Genomic DNA, 14,664 nt, shown 5'->3' with positions numbered 1-14,664 from the left:
GTCTAGAGGCGTGGCGCCGGCACGCGCTCGAGCAGCGAGCGCAGCAGATCGTCGGCAGTCATCCCCTCGATCTCGGCCTCGGCGGTCGGCGTCACGCGATGGCGCAGCGCCGGCAGGGCGACGGCCTTGACGTCGTCCGGGGTGGCAAAGCCACGCCCGCCGATCAGCGCCCGCGCCCGCGCCGCGCGGACCAGCGCGATCGGCCCGCGCGGCCCGGCGCCACTGGCCAGGCCGGGCGTATCGCGACTGCCGCGAACGATCGCCACGGCGTAGGCGAGAACGCGCTCGTCGAGCGTCACGTGTGCGGCCCACTGCTGCAGTTCGACGACGGCCGCCGGTTGCAGCAGCGTCGCCACCGCCTCGACGTCGAGATCGGCACCGGTCTTGGCGCTGGTCACCTGCCGCGTCAGGGCGATCTCCTCCTGCTCGCTCGGATAGTCGATGCGGATCTTCAGCAGGAAGCGGTCGAGTTGCGCCTCCGGCAGCGGATAGGTTCCCTCCTGCTCGATCGGGTTCTGCGTTGCCAGGACCATGAACGGCTGCGGCAGGCGCGACGTGCTGCCCTCCAGCGTCACCTGCTTCTCCTGCATCGCTTCGAGCAGCGCCGCCTGCGTCTTGGCCGGCGCCCGGTTGATCTCGTCGGCGAGCAGCAGATGAGTGAACACCGGGCCCTGCCGGGTGACGAAGCGTGCCGTTGCCGCATCGAACAGCGTGTGCCCGACGACGTCGGAGGGCATCAGGTCGGGAGTGAACTGGATGCGCCGCGTCTCGCCGGCAAAGGTCCTCGCCAGAGCCTTCACCAGCAGGGTCTTGCCAAGACCCGGCACGCCCTCGATCAGGACATGCGCATCGGCAAGAAGCGCGATCAACACCTCGTCGATGACCGCCTGCTGACCGATCACCGCTTTCGCCATCTCGCCGCGCAGGGTGGCGAGCAACTGCGCCGCCTGCTGCAACTGCTCCGTCGAAAGGCTGATCGCTGGACTGTTCATGGTGGAGTTCTCAAAGGATCCGTTCAAGCTCGCGCAGCGTGCGCAGGGCGTCGGTGAAGGCGTGCGGACCGTCGGCGTGACCCGCCAGCGCGGCGGTGATGCGCGCCGGCGGCAGACCGGAAAGCGCTGCCAGCTGGCTCGCCTGCGCCGCTGGCGCTTGGCCGGCGATTCCCGGTCGGCGCTGGCCGAGGCGGTGGCGGAAATGCTCGCGGGCGGGCGGCAGCAAGGCCGCCAGCTGACCGCAGCGCCAAAGGTAGCGACCGACCGCCGCCAGGTGCTCGCGCAGTTCGCGGCGTGACGGCGCCGGCTCGGCCTGCAGGCCGCCGAAACGGGGAACGATGCGCCACAGCCAGAGAAGCAGCAGGAGCAGCGCCGCAAACGCCGCCGCGCGGGCGTTCTCGGCGAGCCATTCGAACAGCGTCGGCATCTGCAGCCTCGACAGCAGCAGAACCTGCGGCGGCGGCGAGCCCTCGTCGCCACCGATCAGCGTCCAGAAGAACTCGGCGTGGTCCAGCTCGCCGATTCGCCGGTTGCCGAGCTGCTGGTCAAGTTCGCTGGCCACCGTCAGCCGCCCCTCGCCGATGCGGAACTGCAGCATCTGCGCCTCCTGCCCGTCCTCGCCAGCCGACCAGGCTGGCTGCCGCGCCGTGGCGCTGAGCTTCTGCCAGCTGGCGGCAACCTGCAGCGGGCGGCTGCCGCCAGGCGGCTGCACGCTGATCGACGCGGGTCGCCGCGGCATCTCGGCCACTGCCCCGGTCGCACGGCCGACGCCAACACTGTCCAGTAGCGGATCGGCGAGCTGCGAATCTTCCGCCACCGCGATCAGGTGACCGCCCGCCGCGACCCAGGCAAGCAGGCGACGCAGACGCTCCGGCGGCAGCAGATGCGCGCGCTGACGGTCGAGAAAAAGGGTGGCTCCCGCTGGCGGATCGTCGAGCACACGGGCATCGGACTGCCGCCTCAGCCTGCCGCCCATGCCGGCGGTCAGCCGCTCGAGCGCGAGATACGGATTGCGCCGCGCCTCGGCTTGCGGCGCCTCGCGCACGGACACCGGCACACGCTCGAGATGATCGACAAGCCAGATCGTGAGCGAGCCCAGGGCAAGCAACGCGAGCAGTCCGGCCGCCAGCAATCGCCTCCTCATCACTGCCCACCGCTGCCGTCGAAATGCCGCTGCCAGGCCGCCAGCAGCTGCTCGCCACGTGCCCCCGGCAGCGGCCAGCCGCCATACGCGACCAGGCGCCAGGCCTCGACGAGTTCGGCGAAACAGTGCTCGACGGCGGCCGGCACCTGCCCGGCGACGCGGCGCAGACAGTCTTCCTCGGTGTCGCCGGCGGCGAATTCGATCTGCCGCTGCACGATCAGGCTGCGCAACGCTCCACGGTAGAGCAGGCTCAGGGCCTCGACGGTCGCGCCACGCGCCAGCGCCGCAGCCGCCGCCGTCGCGACCGCGGCGGGCAGTGCCGTGGGCCGCAGGTCGACGCCGGCGACGAACTCGGGCAGGCGCTGCGACCGTCTCGCCGGCTGTCGCGGCCGATAGCGGACAAGCATCAGGACCAGCGCCGCCAGGGCGAGCCCGGCGAACACCCACAGCAGGCCGCGCAGGAACTCGGCCACGCTCTCGGCGACGACCGCCAGCGTCGCCAGCCAGTCATGCCGCGGCTCGTCAACGGCGCTCTCCTGCCGCCGCCAGCGCCAGCGCCAGTCCTCGCGGATCTGTCCGAAGACCGGTTCGGCAAGGACGGCATCGACCACTTCGCGCGCCGCTGCCGGCGGCCTGACCGCCACCACGGCCGCCGCCACGCCCGCATCGCCGGCGGCTTGCGCGTCCACCGGCGGTGTGGTCGCGAAAGCCGGCGCCGGCGACAGCCAGACGGCACCGGTGGTCAGCACGGCGAGGGCGAGCATCGATGCGGCGGCGACGCGCTTGGCCTCGAGACGCTGCGCCAGGCGCCGCAGACCGAGCTCGATGTCCCACCCCTCGAGTTCGCTGCGCCGGTTGATGTAGAGCGAAAAGCCGGAGGCCACATACAGCGGCTCGATGATCGTCTCGGCAAGCATGAAGCCAAGCGTGGCAAGCAGATGACCGAAGCGCGACTCCTCATCGCCGAGCAGGTCCCATGGTGACCATTGTGGATGCTCGCCCGGCACCAGGGCAAGCAGCACGAAGAGCAGCGACAGCAGCAGGACCGAAGACATGTTGGCGCAGAAAAAGGTCAGCCAGGCGGCATGGCCGTGGCAGCGCCGCCCGAGCAGCGCGAAGCGGGCGCGGGCCGCTGCGCCACGCTGTTCCTCGAGTTGCCAGACCGGCAGGAGCAGCGAGCGCGCCAGGCTGAAGCGGCGCAGGCTGAGTCCGGAGATCAGCCCGGGCGCACGCAACAGGCGCGGCAGTGCGCGCAGCACATCGCCGACGGTGCACGCCTCGCCGAACAGCGAACGGCTGTAGACGTGCAGCAGCACGCGGTCGAACAGCGGCTTCAGCCACCACAGCAACGCGATCACGTATCCCGGCCAGGGCCAGACGGCGAGCAGCAGCAGACCGGCGACCCAATAGGTGGCGAACCACGCACCGTAGACGCGTGCGGCCCACTGCCGCAGCATGCCCTGACCGAGGTCGATGGCCTCCCGGGCACTGCGCCGCCGCAGGCGGACCGCGATGTCCTCAAGCCGCACGGTTGCGCCCGGCGAGCAGCAGGTAGGCCCAGGTCAGCAGCCACAGCGCGCTGCCGACGGCGATCTTGACGGCGAACGGAACCTCGGGGCGGGGCGACCAGAAGGCTTCGACGAAGGCGGCGAGCAAGGTCAGGGCGGCAGCACCGTAGAGGAGCTTCACGGCGACGCGCGCATGCTGTTGCAACGCCGCCAGCCGCGTTTGCCGCCCGGGCGCCACCAGCGCCATGCCGACCTTCAGTCCGGCGGCGCCAGCCAGCACGGCGCCGGTCAGTTCGAAGGCACTGTGCCCGGCAACGAAACCCCAGAAGGTCGTCACATGACCGATCTGCGTCAGGTGACCGGCAATGGCGCCGATGTGCAGGCCGTTGTAGATCAGGTAGAAGATCGTCCCCAGTCCGAAAGCGACGCCACCGGCAAAGATCTGGAAGTCGATGCGCACGTTGTTGGCAATGTAGAAGGCCCACATCGCCCACTCGCTGCTCGCCGCCCGCGGCCGTCCGAGGTGGCGCGCGGTCGGCGAATACATGTCCTCGATCTCGCCGACCGTCTCCGCTGACAGCAACAGGAAGGCGGCATCCGGCCAGGCCTGGATCAGCAGCAGCAGGCCCAGCAGCGGTACCAGGAGAAGCACGGCGGCGGCGAGCACGAGCCGCCACTCGCGGCGCACCAGCGCCGGCAGGTCGCCACCGAAGAAGCGTCGCCAGGCCTGCCCCTGCGGCTCGCCGGCGCCGTAGATGCGCTGGTGCGCCGCCAGTACGCGGCGGTGCAGGTCCTCCGCCAGGGCCGCCGAGTAGTTGCGGTCGAGCACCAGCGCGAGATCGTGACAGAGCCGCCGGAAACGCTGTGGCAACCCGGCGGCACCGGCGGCGTCACCCGCCGGCGCTGCCGGGCGAGCCCCCCGTGCCGGCGCCAGCCAGCGATCCCAGGCCTCCCATTCCGCGGCTCGGCGGGCGATGTATTGACGTTCCTTCACGATCCCTTCCAGACGATGCGGCGGATGATGCGGGATACGCCGGCAAAGGGCAAGGGTCGGCAGCGGAGCGCGGGGCGACGTGTTGCGCGGTCACCATTCCGCCTCGCCCGACCGGTACGGCGGCGCACGAAAGCCGGCAGAAGCGCGCCCCGGCGGCAGTACCAGGCGCCAGCGCCGTCACCATCCCGTCGCCCGGAAGCGGCCTGGTGACTGCGCGTCAGCCGGCGGTCAGCGTCATCAGGATGTCGGCGTACCAGGCGCAGTTGAGGCCGAGTGCCTCGTCGAGCTCGAGGTCGCGTGATCCGACGTCCAGCCGCGCCGAGTGGACGCCGAGCAGCAGCCACGGCAGCCCGGAATCCGCCGCATCATCCGCCGGCACGCGCATCACCACCGGCGCGCCGCTGGTGCCGCGATGCGTCCGCGCATCGGTGAGGAAATAACCCTCGCCCTTGAAGCGCAGGCCGTAGGAGGACGCCAGCACGGCCTGACGGACGACCGGCATGTGGTGCAGGGTATCGTGGAATCCCAGCGGAAAGCCGACGACGAGTACCGAGCCACCGATCTCGACGCGATCACCGCAGCCCGGCAGATGTTGCGGCCCGAAGGCACGCAGCAGGGTCGGCACCGGCAGTGCGCTGCGATCGACCTCGATCACCGCCACATCGACGTCACCGGCGGAATCCCGTCCCTGTCGCCAGAGACAGCGACCACCGCGGTAGAGGGGAATCGAGAACTTCCTCGACTCGGCCAGATTGGCCGGGTCGACATGCAGCTCGATCTCGATGCGGTCCGGGAAATGGTGGCTCGGCCTGTCGACCAGGACATGCCGGCTGCTGACGAGGAACAGTCGGTCGTCGCGGGCGAAGAAGAAGCCGCTGGCGTTGCTCAGTGGCTGCTGCTGGACGAAAGTGGTGATCCGCGTCGCAACAAGGAGGATGGAGTCGATCATCGGAAAACGGGCACGGGAGCGGTCGGAGGGTCAACCTTAACCCCGAACCGGGCCGATCGGCGAATGCCTGGCCGTGGCGTCGCGCCCGGACACGCGCCGCGGAGGACCGCCGCGTCGCCGTGACCGGTGCAGAAAATGCCTCGCCGCGCGGCCGATATCGACTATCCTGCAGCCGCTGCCGACGAAGCGTGTGCCGCAGGGACCACCCGCAGCGGCTTTTGCCGGCACGTCCCGATTCGACCAAGGAGAGAAGCGATGAGCAAACAGGCCCTATGTATCGGCATCAACGACTACCCCGGCACGCAGAATGACCTCTCTGGCTGCGTCAACGACGCCAACGACTGGGCTGCCGCACTTGCCGCGCGCAGCTTCAAGGTCCGCAAGCTGCTCGACTCGCAGGCCACCAGGGCGGCCATGGTCGCCGCCATCAGCGGCCTCGTCGACCAGGCGGTGAACGGCGACACGCTCGTCATCACCTATTCCGGCCATGGCACCTGGGTACCCGACCAAAACGGTGACGAGCCGGATCAGCGTGACGAAGCGCTCTGCCCATGGGACATCGGCGAGGGCAAGGCGCTGCTCGACGACGAACTGCACCTCCTGCTGGCGAAGCGCGCCGCAGGCGTCCGCATCATCCTGCTGTCGGACAGCTGCCACTCCGGTTCGGTCACCCGCGGCGACAGCTCGGAGCTCGATCCCGACATGCCGCGCGCCCGCTTCCTGCCACCGGAAGCATGGCTGCGCGATGTCGCGCTGCCGAGCGCGACACCGCGCCGACTGGCCGGTGGCATCGCCCGCTCCGGTGGCGACCTGCTGATGGCCGGATGCCTCGACAGCCAGTTCAGCTGGGACACGCGTTTCAATGGACGGCCGAACGGAGCCTTCACGTACTACGCCCTGAAGGCGCTGGCGAAGCTCGCCGCCGGCGCGTCCTACGCCCAGTGGTTCAAGGCCATCACGCCGGCCTACCTGCCGACCAACCAGTTGCCGCAGGACCCGCAGCTGTTCGGCTCGGCGACGGCCCGCAAGTGGAAGGTCTTCAGCTAGCCGGCGTGGTCGGCGACCGCTGCCGACGCCGCAGCGCCAGCCGGGCGGCAGCGGCCCGCTGGCGGCATCAGGCGGCCAGCGAACCGGCGGCTGCGACGCCGGCGAGGTAGTCGGGATCGCGCTGCAGAGTTTCCCGGTCGATCGCGTCGGTCGCCGGCGCTAGGCGCTCGACGCGACGCGCCCGCTGCGGATCGGCCGGCGGCCGCCACTCGGCGAGCACTTCGCCGACGGCGTCCGGCGAGTTGCACACCAGCAGCAGGTCGCAACCCGCCCGCCAGGCGGCCGTGCAGCGGCCGACGATGCCACCGGCGAAGCTGGCGCCGGCCATCGACAGGTCATCGCTGAAGATCACCCCGTCGAAAGCCAGTTCGCAGCGCAGCATGTCGATCCAGAACGGCGAAAACCCCGCCGGGCGGGCGTCGAGCAGCCGATAGATGACGTGTGCCGGCATCACGGCATCGAGCCGCAACCGGCGATAGGGCTCGAGATCGGGCACCATCTCCTGCAGAGGGCGCTCGTCCAGCGGCAGGTCGACATGCGAATCGGCGGCGACCCAGCCGTGGCCGGGGAAATGCTTGCCACAGGCGGCCATGCCGGCGCGGTGCAGGCCGTCGACCAGCGCCGCGGCGAGTTCGCTGACCGCCAGCGGGTCGCCGTGAAACGCGCGGTCGCCGATGACCGCGCTGCGTCCCCAGTCGAGGTCGAGAACCGGGGTGAACGACAGGTCGACGCCACAGGCGCGCAACTCGGTCGCCAGCACGTAACCGATGCGCCGCGCCGCCAGCGTCGCCGCCTCGGGCTGCCGATCCCACAACTCGCCGAGGCGGCGCATCGGCGGCAGGCGGGTGAAGCCGCTGCGGCAGCGCTGCACCCTGCCCCCCTCGTGGTCGATGCCGATGAGCAACGGCGGCGAGCGCAGCGAATGCACTTCGGCGGTCAGCTGCGCCAGTTGCTCCGGTGACTCGTAGTTGCGCGCGAAGAGGATCAGGCCGCCGACCAGCGGGTGCCGCAGGCGCTCTCTTTCCAGATCGGAGAGGCTGCAGCCGGCAAGATCGATCATCAGCGGCCCGGGTGCAAGCTTGGGAAAGTTGCTCATGAGGGTTCCAACGACTGTTCCAGGATGACGAAGGCGACGGCGTAGTCGTTCTCGTCGCTGATCGACAGGTGGGCGACGAGCCGGCGCTGCGCCAGGTGGGCAGCCAGCGGCGGCGCGTAGACGAATGCCGGCCGGCCGCGTGCATCGTGCGTGATGCCGATGTTCGACAGCGTCGCCGGTGCGGCGAGGCCGATGCCGAGCGCCTTGCCGAGCGCTTCCTTGGCGGCGAAGCGCTTGGCAAGAAAGCGCGCCGGATCGCCCGCACCGGCAAACTCGGCGTACTCCGGCGGCGACAGGATGCGGCGCAGCGCGCGCTCGCCATGCCGCCGATGCAGGCTGCCGAGACGGGCAACGGCGACGATGTCGGTGCCGACACCGAAGATCATCGGACCCGCGCCTGCGCCTCGCGCAGCAGGCGCTTCATCTCGCGCACCGCCTCGCGCAGGCCGACGAAGACCGCGCGGCTGATGATCGCATGGCCGATGTGCAGCTCGCGGATGCCGCGCAACTGCGCGACCGGCTGCACGTTGAAGTAGTTGAGCGCATGGCCGGCGTTGAAGCGCATGCCGAGTTGACGGATGGCCTCGCCGGCGGCGCGGATCTGCTCGAGTTCGGCGAGTACCGGCGGGCTCTCCGGATCGCGCCCCTGGGTATAGAAGGCATGCGCGTACGGGCCGGTGTGAATCTCGCAGACGCGCGCACCGATGCGCGCCGCCGCCTCGACCTGCTCCTGATCGGCGTTGATGAAGACGCTGCTGACGATGCCGGCGTCGGTGAGCCGGCTCACCACCTGGCGCAGGCGGTCTTCCTGTGCGACCACGTCGAGGCCGCCTTCGGTCGTCACCTCATGCCGCCCCTCGGGCACCAGCATCGCCATCTGCGGCTTGATCCGGCAGGCGATGGCGACCATCTCGTCGGTCGCCGCCATTTCCAGGTTGAGCTTGATCTGCGCCAGTGCGTGCAGCTTCTCGACGTCTACGTCCTGGATGTGACGGCGATCCTCGCGCAGATGGATGGTGATGCCGTCGGCGCCACCGAGATGCGCTTCGACCGCCGCCCAGACCGGGTCCGGCTCGTAGGTGCAGCGCGCCTGCCGGATCGTCGCCACGTGGTCGATGTTGACGCCAAGTTCGATCATAGTTCCTGTAGCTCCCTGAAAATCCGGCGGCTGACGAGGCTCCTGCCGCCGATGTGGTGCCCGATCAGCGTCCGCATCAGTTGCTTGGCCTCGGCCAGCGAGCGCGGATCGGAAAGATCATCGCGTGCCAGATCGAGCAGCGTGCGGCCGCTAAGCGTCAGCGGCGACACCGCCGGACCCGGCAGGCGCACCGGACCGCGTTCGATCTCGTAGACGTAATGGGCGTCGGCCTCGACCGCGGCGCCGGCGACGTCGGCGTCGAGGGTCGGTCCGTAGCCGAGCTCGCGCAGCAGCGCGCGCTCGAAACGGCGCAGGTCGGATTCCTGCTCACCGTCGGCAAGGCGACGCAGCGTCGCGGCGTACACCGCGAACAGCTTCGCGTGCGCGTCGGCACGCGGCAGCAGGTGCAGCAGCAGTTCGTTGAGGTAGTAGCCGCAGAACAGCGCCTTTCCCGCCAGCAGCGGTTGCCCGCCCTGCCACTCGGCCCGCATCAGGGTGTACACTTCGCCGCGGCCGGCCCAGGCCACCTCGAGCGGCTGGAAGGCGAGCAGCACCCCGCGCAGGACGGAGCGCGGCCGCCGCGCACCGCGTGCCAGCAGGGCAATCCGACCGTGGTCGCGCGAAAAGACGTCGACGATCAGGCTGGTCTCGCTGTAGGGGTAGGCGTGCAGGACGAAAGCCGGCTGCCCATCGACCTTGTGCCGCTGGTTCACCCGCCGACCCGTCCGCCGGTCATCGCTCGCCTGCCGGGTGACGGCCGAGACCGCTCCCGGCAGCCTCAATCATCAAAGGCGTGGCCGCTTCCGCCTCCGCCGACCCCTGCTCGGCGATGGGCAGGAGAGACTCGTCAGTCGCATGCGCGACTTGCCGATCAATCGTAGCCAAGTGTCCTCAACATGCGCTCATCGTCGGCCCAGCCCGACTTCAGCTTGACGAAGACCTCGAGAAAGACCGGCCCGCCGAACAGCCGCTCCATGTCCTGCCGCGCCTCCGTGGCGATGCGCTTGACGACCTCGCCGCCCTTGCCGACGACGATCGGCTTGTGTCCCTCGCGGTCGACGAGGATCGCCGCACTGATGCGACGCAGGCCGCCATCGACGACGAAGCGTTCGATCTCCACCGCGGCGGCGTACGGCAGCTCGTCACCGATCAGGCGGAACACCTTCTCGCGAATGTACTCGGCTGCCAGGAAGCGTTCGCTGCGATCCGTGAGCTCGTCCTCGGCAAACAGCAGGCCCTCGAGCGGCAGATGCTTGCGCGCCTCGGCCAGCAGCAGGTCGAGCTGGTCGCCGCGCGTCGCGCTGACCGGGACGATCGCCGCGAACTCCCCTTCGCCCGCCAGGCGAGCGAGGAACGGCAACAGCTGGTTCCTGTCGGGCAGCTGGTCGATCTTGCTGACGACGATGATCAATGGCCGGTCGGCCGGCACCAGTTGGCGGACCTGACGATCGCGCGCGTCGAACCGGCCGGCCTCGACGACCAGGAAGACGACGTCGACCTCGGCCAGAGCCTGCCGCACGCCGCGGTTCATCGCGCGATTGAGCGCGTTGCCGTGGCGCGTCTGGAAGCCCGGCGTGTCGACGAAGACGTACTGCGCATCGGACCGGGTGAGAACGCCGACAATGCGGTGCCGCGTCGTCTGCGCGCGGCGCGACACGATGCTCAGCTTCTCGCCAACGAGTGCATTGAGCAGCGTGGACTTGCCGACGTTCGGCCGGCCGACGATGGCGATCTGCCCCGAGCAGCGCCCGCTCATCGCCTGTCCACCACGGCCAACGCCACCAGGGCCCGCTCGGCGGCCATCTGCTCGGCAGCCCGGCGGCTGCTGCCGCGACCCTCGGTTTGGATGCCGAGGCTGTCGATCACACAGGCGACGCGAAACTGCTGTGCGTGCGCCTCACCCTCGGTCCCGGCCAGCCGGTACTGTGGCAGTGCCAGCCTGATCCCCTGCAGGTGTTCCTGCAGGCGCGTCTTGGCGTCCTTTCCTCCCTGCCCCGGTGTCAGCCGTCCGAGGACCGAGTCATAACGGCGGACGATGACCGCGCTCGCCGCATCGAAGCCGGCGTCCAGCCAGAGGGCGCCGAACAGCGCCTCGAGGGCATCGGCAAGGATCGACGGCCGCTGCTGCCCACCGCTCTTCTGCTCGCCTTCGCCGAGGCGCAGGCAATCGCCAAGCGACAGGGCCAGTGCCTGCTGATGCAGGCTGTCCTGGCGAACCAGGCTGGCGCGCAAGCGCGACAGATCCCCTTCGGGCAGTTCCGGAAAGCGCATGAACAGGCTGCGGGCAATCACGGCATTGAGAATCGCGTCACCAAGGAACTCCAGCCGTTCGTTGTGCGGCGAGCAATAACTGCGATGGGTGAGCGCGGTTTGCAGCAGCTCCTGATCCCTGAAGACGTAGCCGAGCGCCCGCTGCAGCCGGGCGACGGTCACGGGCCGTAGCCGCGACCCGACGTCGAGCTGCGGAACTCGAGCAGCAGGCTGACGTTGCCGACGAGATGAACCTTGCGGTTGTAGGCAAAGGCGATCACCACCTGATTGTCTTCCTTGAAGATGTCGAGGTCCGCCGGCCCGATCGTCTTGATGTGCTCGACCTCGGCGTACTTGCTGAAAGCCTGCCTGACCTCTGGCACGGTCTTGCCCGCAGACTCCGAGGCGACCACCTTCACCACCCGCTTGATCTTGTAATAATCGATGACCTCGGGCAGGACGCGAATCCCGACGATGGCGACGAGCGAGATCACCACACCCCAGAGAATCAGGGCCGAGAGCGCCAGGCCGCGCTGACGATTCAGATTCATGAACCGAGCTCCTTACTTGAACGAGCCAATCCGCGACAGGTCACTGAAGTTCAACCAAATGAAGAAAGCCTTGCCGACGATGTTCTGCTCCGGAACGAAGCCCCAGAAGCGGCTGTCCTTGCTGTTGTCGCGGTTGTCACCCATGACGAAATAGTGTCCGGGCGGCACCTTGCAGACGACACCGGCGCTATTGTAGGAACAATCCTCGCGGTTGGGAAAGGGAGACGGGCCCGGAATGTAGGGCGGCGCATCGACGTCGTTGAGCGTGCGGTACTCGGCGGCGTCGATCTTCTCGACGAACTGTCGCGAGTAATACAGCCGCTCGGCGTGCAGGTAGTCGTCGACGCGCTGCGTCGCCACCGCCTGCCCGTTGACGCTCAGCCGCTTGTTCTGGTAAGCGACGGTGTCGCCCGGCAGCCCGATGACCCGCTTGATGTAGTCGAGCGAGGGATCCTCCGGATAGCGGAAGACCATCACGTCGCCACGTTGCGGGCTGTTGATGTCGATGATCTTCCAGTTCGCCACCGGCAGGCGGATGCCATAGGTGTACTTGTTGACCAGGATGAAATCGCCGACCTGCAGGGTCGGAATCATCGAACCCGAGGGAATCTTGAACGGTTCGACGATGAAGGAACGCAGAACGAAGACGACCAGGATCACCGGGAAGAAGCTCGCACCATACTCGACCCACCAGGGGTCCTTGGCGTCGGCCGGACGTCGCTTGCGCAGGACCAGGGTGTCGAGCAGCCAGACGGCGCCGGTGAGCAGCAGCAGGATCAACAGGATCAACGCAAAATTCACTCGCCCACTCCTCTACTTGCCAACCCGCAGTACGGCGAGGAAGGCTTCCTGCGGAATCTCGACCGAGCCCACCTGCTTCATTCGTTTCTTGCCCGCCTTCTGCTTCTCGAGCAGCTTCTTCTTGCGCGTGATGTCGCCACCGTAACACTTGGCGAGGACGTCCTTGCGCATCGCCTTGACATTCTCGCGGGCGATGATGTTGGCGCCGATCGCCGCCTGGATCGCCACATCGTACATCTGGCGCGGGATCAGCTCGCGCATCCTGGCCGCCAGCTCGCGGCCGCGGAAGACCGAGTTCGCCCGGTGCAGGATGATCGACAGGGCGTCGACACGCTCGCCGTTGATCAACACGTCGAGCTTGACGACATCGGCGGCACGGTACTCCTTGAACTCGTAGTCGAGCGACGCGTAGCCGCGTGAAACCGACTTCAGCCGGTCGAAGAAGTCCATGACCACCTCGGCCATCGGCATCTCGTAGACCAGTTGCACCTGCCGGCCGTGATAGTGCATGTCGATCTGGTTGCCGCGCTTCTGGTTGCACAGGGTGATGACGTTGCCGAGATAGTCCTGCGGCACGAAGACCGTGGTGGTGATGATCGGCTCGCGGATTTCCTCGATCCTGCCCGGATCCGGCAGCTTGGCGGGGTTCTCGACGAAAATCACGCTGCCATCGCGCAGGACCACCTCGTACACCACCGTCGGCGCGGTGGTGATCAGATCCTGGTCGAACTCGCGCTCCAGCCTTTCCTGGACGATTTCCATGTGCAGCAGGCCGAGGAAGCCGCAGCGGAAACCGAAGCCGAGCGCCTGCGACACCTCCGGCTCGTACCGCAGCGAGGCGTCGTTGAGCTTCAGTTTCTCCAGCGACTCGCGCAGCGCGTCGTACTGGTTCGACTCGACCGGATACAGCCCCGCGAAGACCTGCGACTTGATCTCCTTGAAGCCGGGCAGCGCCGCGCTGGCCGGCCTGTCGACCAGGGTCAGCGTATCGCCGACCTTCGCCGCCTGCAGTTCCTTGATGCCCGAGATGACGTAGCCGACCTCGCCCGCACGCAGCCCGTCGCGAGCCACCGCCTTCGGCGTGAACACGCCGACCTGCTCGCAGAGGTGGGTCGAGCCGGTCGCCATCAGGCGAATGCGGTCCTTGCTGCGCAGGCTGCCATCGACGACCCGCACCAGCATGACGACGCCGACGTAGTTGTCGAACCAGGCATCGACCAGCAGAGCCTTCAGCGGCGCCTCGGGATCTCCCTTGGGTGCCGGTATGCGTTCGATGATCGCCTCGAGGACATCCTCGACGCCAAGTCCCGTCTTCGCCGATGCGAGGATCGCTTGCGAGGCATCGAGCCCGATGACGTCCTCGATCTCCTGCCGCGCCTTGTCCGGCATGGCCGACGGCAGATCGATCTTGTTCAGGACCGGCACGACGTCGACACCGAGCTCGATCGCCGTGTAGCAGTTGGCAACGGTCTGCGCCTCGACGCCCTGCGAGGCATCGACGACGAGCAGCGCGCCTTCGCAGGCCGACAGCGAACGCGACACCTCGTAAGAGAAGTCGACATGTCCGGGTGTGTCGATCAGGTTCAGGTTGTACACCCGGCCACTGCGCGAACGGTACTGCAGCGAAGCGGTCTGCGCCTTGATGGTGATGCCGCGCTCGCGCTCGATGTCCATCGAGTCGAGCACCTGCGCCTCCATCTCGCGATCCGAGAGGCCACCGCAGAGGTGGATGATGCGATCGGCGAGTGTCGACTTGCCGTGATCGATGTGCGCGATGATCGAGAAGTTACGAATGTGCTGCATCTGCATTAGGCCTGCATCAAGCGATTCCGAAGGACTTCCTTGAACTTCCCGTTCCCTGCCCTGCAGGCCTCATTGCCGGCGTCCTGCACGCTCTTCGCATCCCCTGCGGGGCAGCCGCAACAGCATCCGCAAAACGACCGGCAACGGCTGTCGGAAACTCGCCGGATCCATCCTGACGCCCGCCCGGCGTGCTTGCTCTGGCTCTTTTCGGCAGCAGCTGGCAGCGTCATCACGCCCGCGAAGAACGACAAACCGGCTCGGGCAGCGAGCCGGCTCCCGGGTGGCGGCGGATTATACCTTGAAGTTGCCCATTTACGCGGCAAGCGCTGCTGCCGCCCACCAGTTCTCATTTCGACCCCCATGGCCGGGAGTGGTGAGGTTCAGGACGATT

The 14,664-nt window shown here is 68.2% G+C and carries 15 protein-coding genes; 1 reads left to right on the top strand and 14 read right to left on the bottom strand.

The annotated features are described in order from the left end of the window. Positions 1–2: 2 nt before the first annotated feature. The 5 genes from NFW30_RS03610 to NFW30_RS03590 form a co-directional block, all read right to left on the bottom strand. Complete coding sequence (locus tag NFW30_RS03610; protein WP_295351444.1) at positions 3–992, bottom strand: MoxR family ATPase; 990 nt, start codon at positions 990–992, stop codon at positions 3–5. A gap of 10 nt (positions 993–1,002) precedes the next feature. Beyond that, positions 1,003–2,136, bottom strand: a complete 1,134-nt coding sequence (locus NFW30_RS03605; protein ID WP_295351441.1) for a DUF4350 domain-containing protein — start codon at positions 2,134–2,136, stop codon at positions 1,003–1,005. Further along, positions 2,136–3,665, bottom strand: coding sequence for a hypothetical protein (locus NFW30_RS03600; RefSeq protein WP_295351438.1), 1,530 nt, complete (start codon positions 3,663–3,665; stop codon positions 2,136–2,138). Before NFW30_RS03600 ends, NFW30_RS03605 begins: the two co-directional genes overlap by 1 nt. After that, positions 3,655–4,638, bottom strand: coding sequence for a stage II sporulation protein M (locus NFW30_RS03595; protein WP_295351435.1), 984 nt, complete (start codon positions 4,636–4,638; stop codon positions 3,655–3,657). The genes NFW30_RS03600 and NFW30_RS03595 overlap by 11 nt, the downstream gene beginning before the upstream one ends. A gap of 217 nt (positions 4,639–4,855) precedes the next feature. After that, the gene (locus NFW30_RS03590) at positions 4,856–5,587 is read right to left on the bottom strand and encodes a serine protease (protein WP_295351433.1); all 732 of its coding nucleotides are present in this window, start codon (positions 5,585–5,587) and stop codon (positions 4,856–4,858) included. 255 nt (positions 5,588–5,842) lie between these two features. Here NFW30_RS03590 and NFW30_RS03585 point away from each other — a divergent pair, with 255 nt between their 5' ends. Then, the gene (locus NFW30_RS03585) at positions 5,843–6,634 is read left to right on the top strand and encodes a caspase family protein (protein ID WP_295351430.1); all 792 of its coding nucleotides are present in this window, start codon (positions 5,843–5,845) and stop codon (positions 6,632–6,634) included. A gap of 67 nt (positions 6,635–6,701) precedes the next feature. On the opposite strand, the gene nagZ is transcribed toward NFW30_RS03585, so the two are convergent. The 9 genes from nagZ to lepA form a co-directional block, all read right to left on the bottom strand. After that, on the bottom strand, positions 6,702–7,730 hold the full coding sequence (gene nagZ / locus NFW30_RS03580) for a beta-N-acetylhexosaminidase (RefSeq protein ID WP_295351427.1): 1,029 nt from the start codon (positions 7,728–7,730) through the stop codon (positions 6,702–6,704). Next, the gene (gene acpS / locus NFW30_RS03575; protein ID WP_295351425.1) at positions 7,727–8,116 is read right to left on the bottom strand and encodes a holo-ACP synthase; all 390 of its coding nucleotides are present in this window, start codon (positions 8,114–8,116) and stop codon (positions 7,727–7,729) included. The genes nagZ and acpS overlap by 4 nt, the downstream gene beginning before the upstream one ends. Continuing rightward, positions 8,113–8,868 carry a pyridoxine 5'-phosphate synthase gene (locus NFW30_RS03570; protein ID WP_295351422.1) on the bottom strand — a complete coding sequence of 252 codons (756 nt, stop codon included), beginning with the start codon at positions 8,866–8,868 and terminating at the stop codon, positions 8,113–8,115. The genes acpS and NFW30_RS03570 overlap by 4 nt, the downstream gene beginning before the upstream one ends. After that, positions 8,865–9,581 (bottom strand): DNA repair protein RecO, encoded by a 717-nt coding sequence (gene recO, locus NFW30_RS03565; RefSeq protein WP_295351419.1) that lies wholly within the window; start codon positions 9,579–9,581, stop codon positions 8,865–8,867. Before recO ends, NFW30_RS03570 begins: the two co-directional genes overlap by 4 nt. 158 nt (positions 9,582–9,739) lie before the next feature. Continuing rightward, the gene (era, locus tag NFW30_RS03560) at positions 9,740–10,624 is read right to left on the bottom strand and encodes a GTPase Era (RefSeq protein ID WP_295351416.1); all 885 of its coding nucleotides are present in this window, start codon (positions 10,622–10,624) and stop codon (positions 9,740–9,742) included. Next, the gene (gene rnc / locus NFW30_RS03555) at positions 10,621–11,301 is read right to left on the bottom strand and encodes a ribonuclease III (protein WP_295351414.1); all 681 of its coding nucleotides are present in this window, start codon (positions 11,299–11,301) and stop codon (positions 10,621–10,623) included. The genes era and rnc overlap by 4 nt, the downstream gene beginning before the upstream one ends. Next, complete coding sequence (locus tag NFW30_RS03550; protein ID WP_295351411.1) at positions 11,298–11,669, bottom strand: DUF4845 domain-containing protein; 372 nt, start codon at positions 11,667–11,669, stop codon at positions 11,298–11,300. The genes rnc and NFW30_RS03550 overlap by 4 nt, the downstream gene beginning before the upstream one ends. 12 nt (positions 11,670–11,681) lie before the next feature. After that, positions 11,682–12,470: a signal peptidase I gene (gene lepB / locus NFW30_RS03545; protein ID WP_295351408.1), complete on the bottom strand. Its 789-nt coding sequence runs from the start codon at positions 12,468–12,470 to the stop codon at positions 11,682–11,684. 12 nt (positions 12,471–12,482) lie between these two features. Continuing rightward, a complete protein-coding gene (gene lepA / locus NFW30_RS03540) occupies positions 12,483–14,273 on the bottom strand; it encodes a translation elongation factor 4 (protein WP_295351405.1) in 1,791 nt (596 codons plus the stop codon). Between the last annotated feature and the right edge of the window lie 391 nt (positions 14,274–14,664).

Source organism: Accumulibacter sp., from assembly GCF_023806635.1.
GTDB lineage: Bacteria > Pseudomonadota > Gammaproteobacteria > Burkholderiales > Rhodocyclaceae > Accumulibacter.
Note: the sequence above shows the minus strand (reverse complement) of the source record. Positions and strands in the feature narration are given on the sequence as shown.

Bases quoted from the DNA above. Each gene is read 5' to 3' on its own strand.
- era (WP_295351416.1), bottom strand. From the start codon at position 10,624: ATGAGCGGGCGCTGCTCGGGGCAGATCGCCATCGTCGGCCGGCCGAAC.
- nagZ (WP_295351427.1), bottom strand. From the start codon at position 7,730: ATGAGCAACTTTCCCAAGCTTGCACCCGGGCCGCTGATGATCGATCTT.
- NFW30_RS03585 (WP_295351430.1), top strand. From the start codon at position 5,843: ATGAGCAAACAGGCCCTATGTATCGGCATCAACGACTACCCCGGCACG.
- lepA (WP_295351405.1), bottom strand. From the start codon at position 14,273: ATGCAGCACATTCGTAACTTCTCGATCATCGCGCACATCGATCACGGC.
- NFW30_RS03550 (WP_295351411.1), bottom strand. From the start codon at position 11,669: ATGAATCTGAATCGTCAGCGCGGCCTGGCGCTCTCGGCCCTGATTCTC.
- acpS (WP_295351425.1), bottom strand. From the start codon at position 8,116: ATGATCTTCGGTGTCGGCACCGACATCGTCGCCGTTGCCCGTCTCGGC.
- NFW30_RS03570 (WP_295351422.1), bottom strand. From the start codon at position 8,868: ATGATCGAACTTGGCGTCAACATCGACCACGTGGCGACGATCCGGCAG.
- NFW30_RS03605 (WP_295351441.1), bottom strand. From the start codon at position 2,136: ATGAGGAGGCGATTGCTGGCGGCCGGACTGCTCGCGTTGCTTGCCCTG.
- NFW30_RS03610 (WP_295351444.1), bottom strand. From the start codon at position 992: ATGAACAGTCCAGCGATCAGCCTTTCGACGGAGCAGTTGCAGCAGGCG.
- NFW30_RS03590 (WP_295351433.1), bottom strand. From the start codon at position 5,587: ATGATCGACTCCATCCTCCTTGTTGCGACGCGGATCACCACTTTCGTC.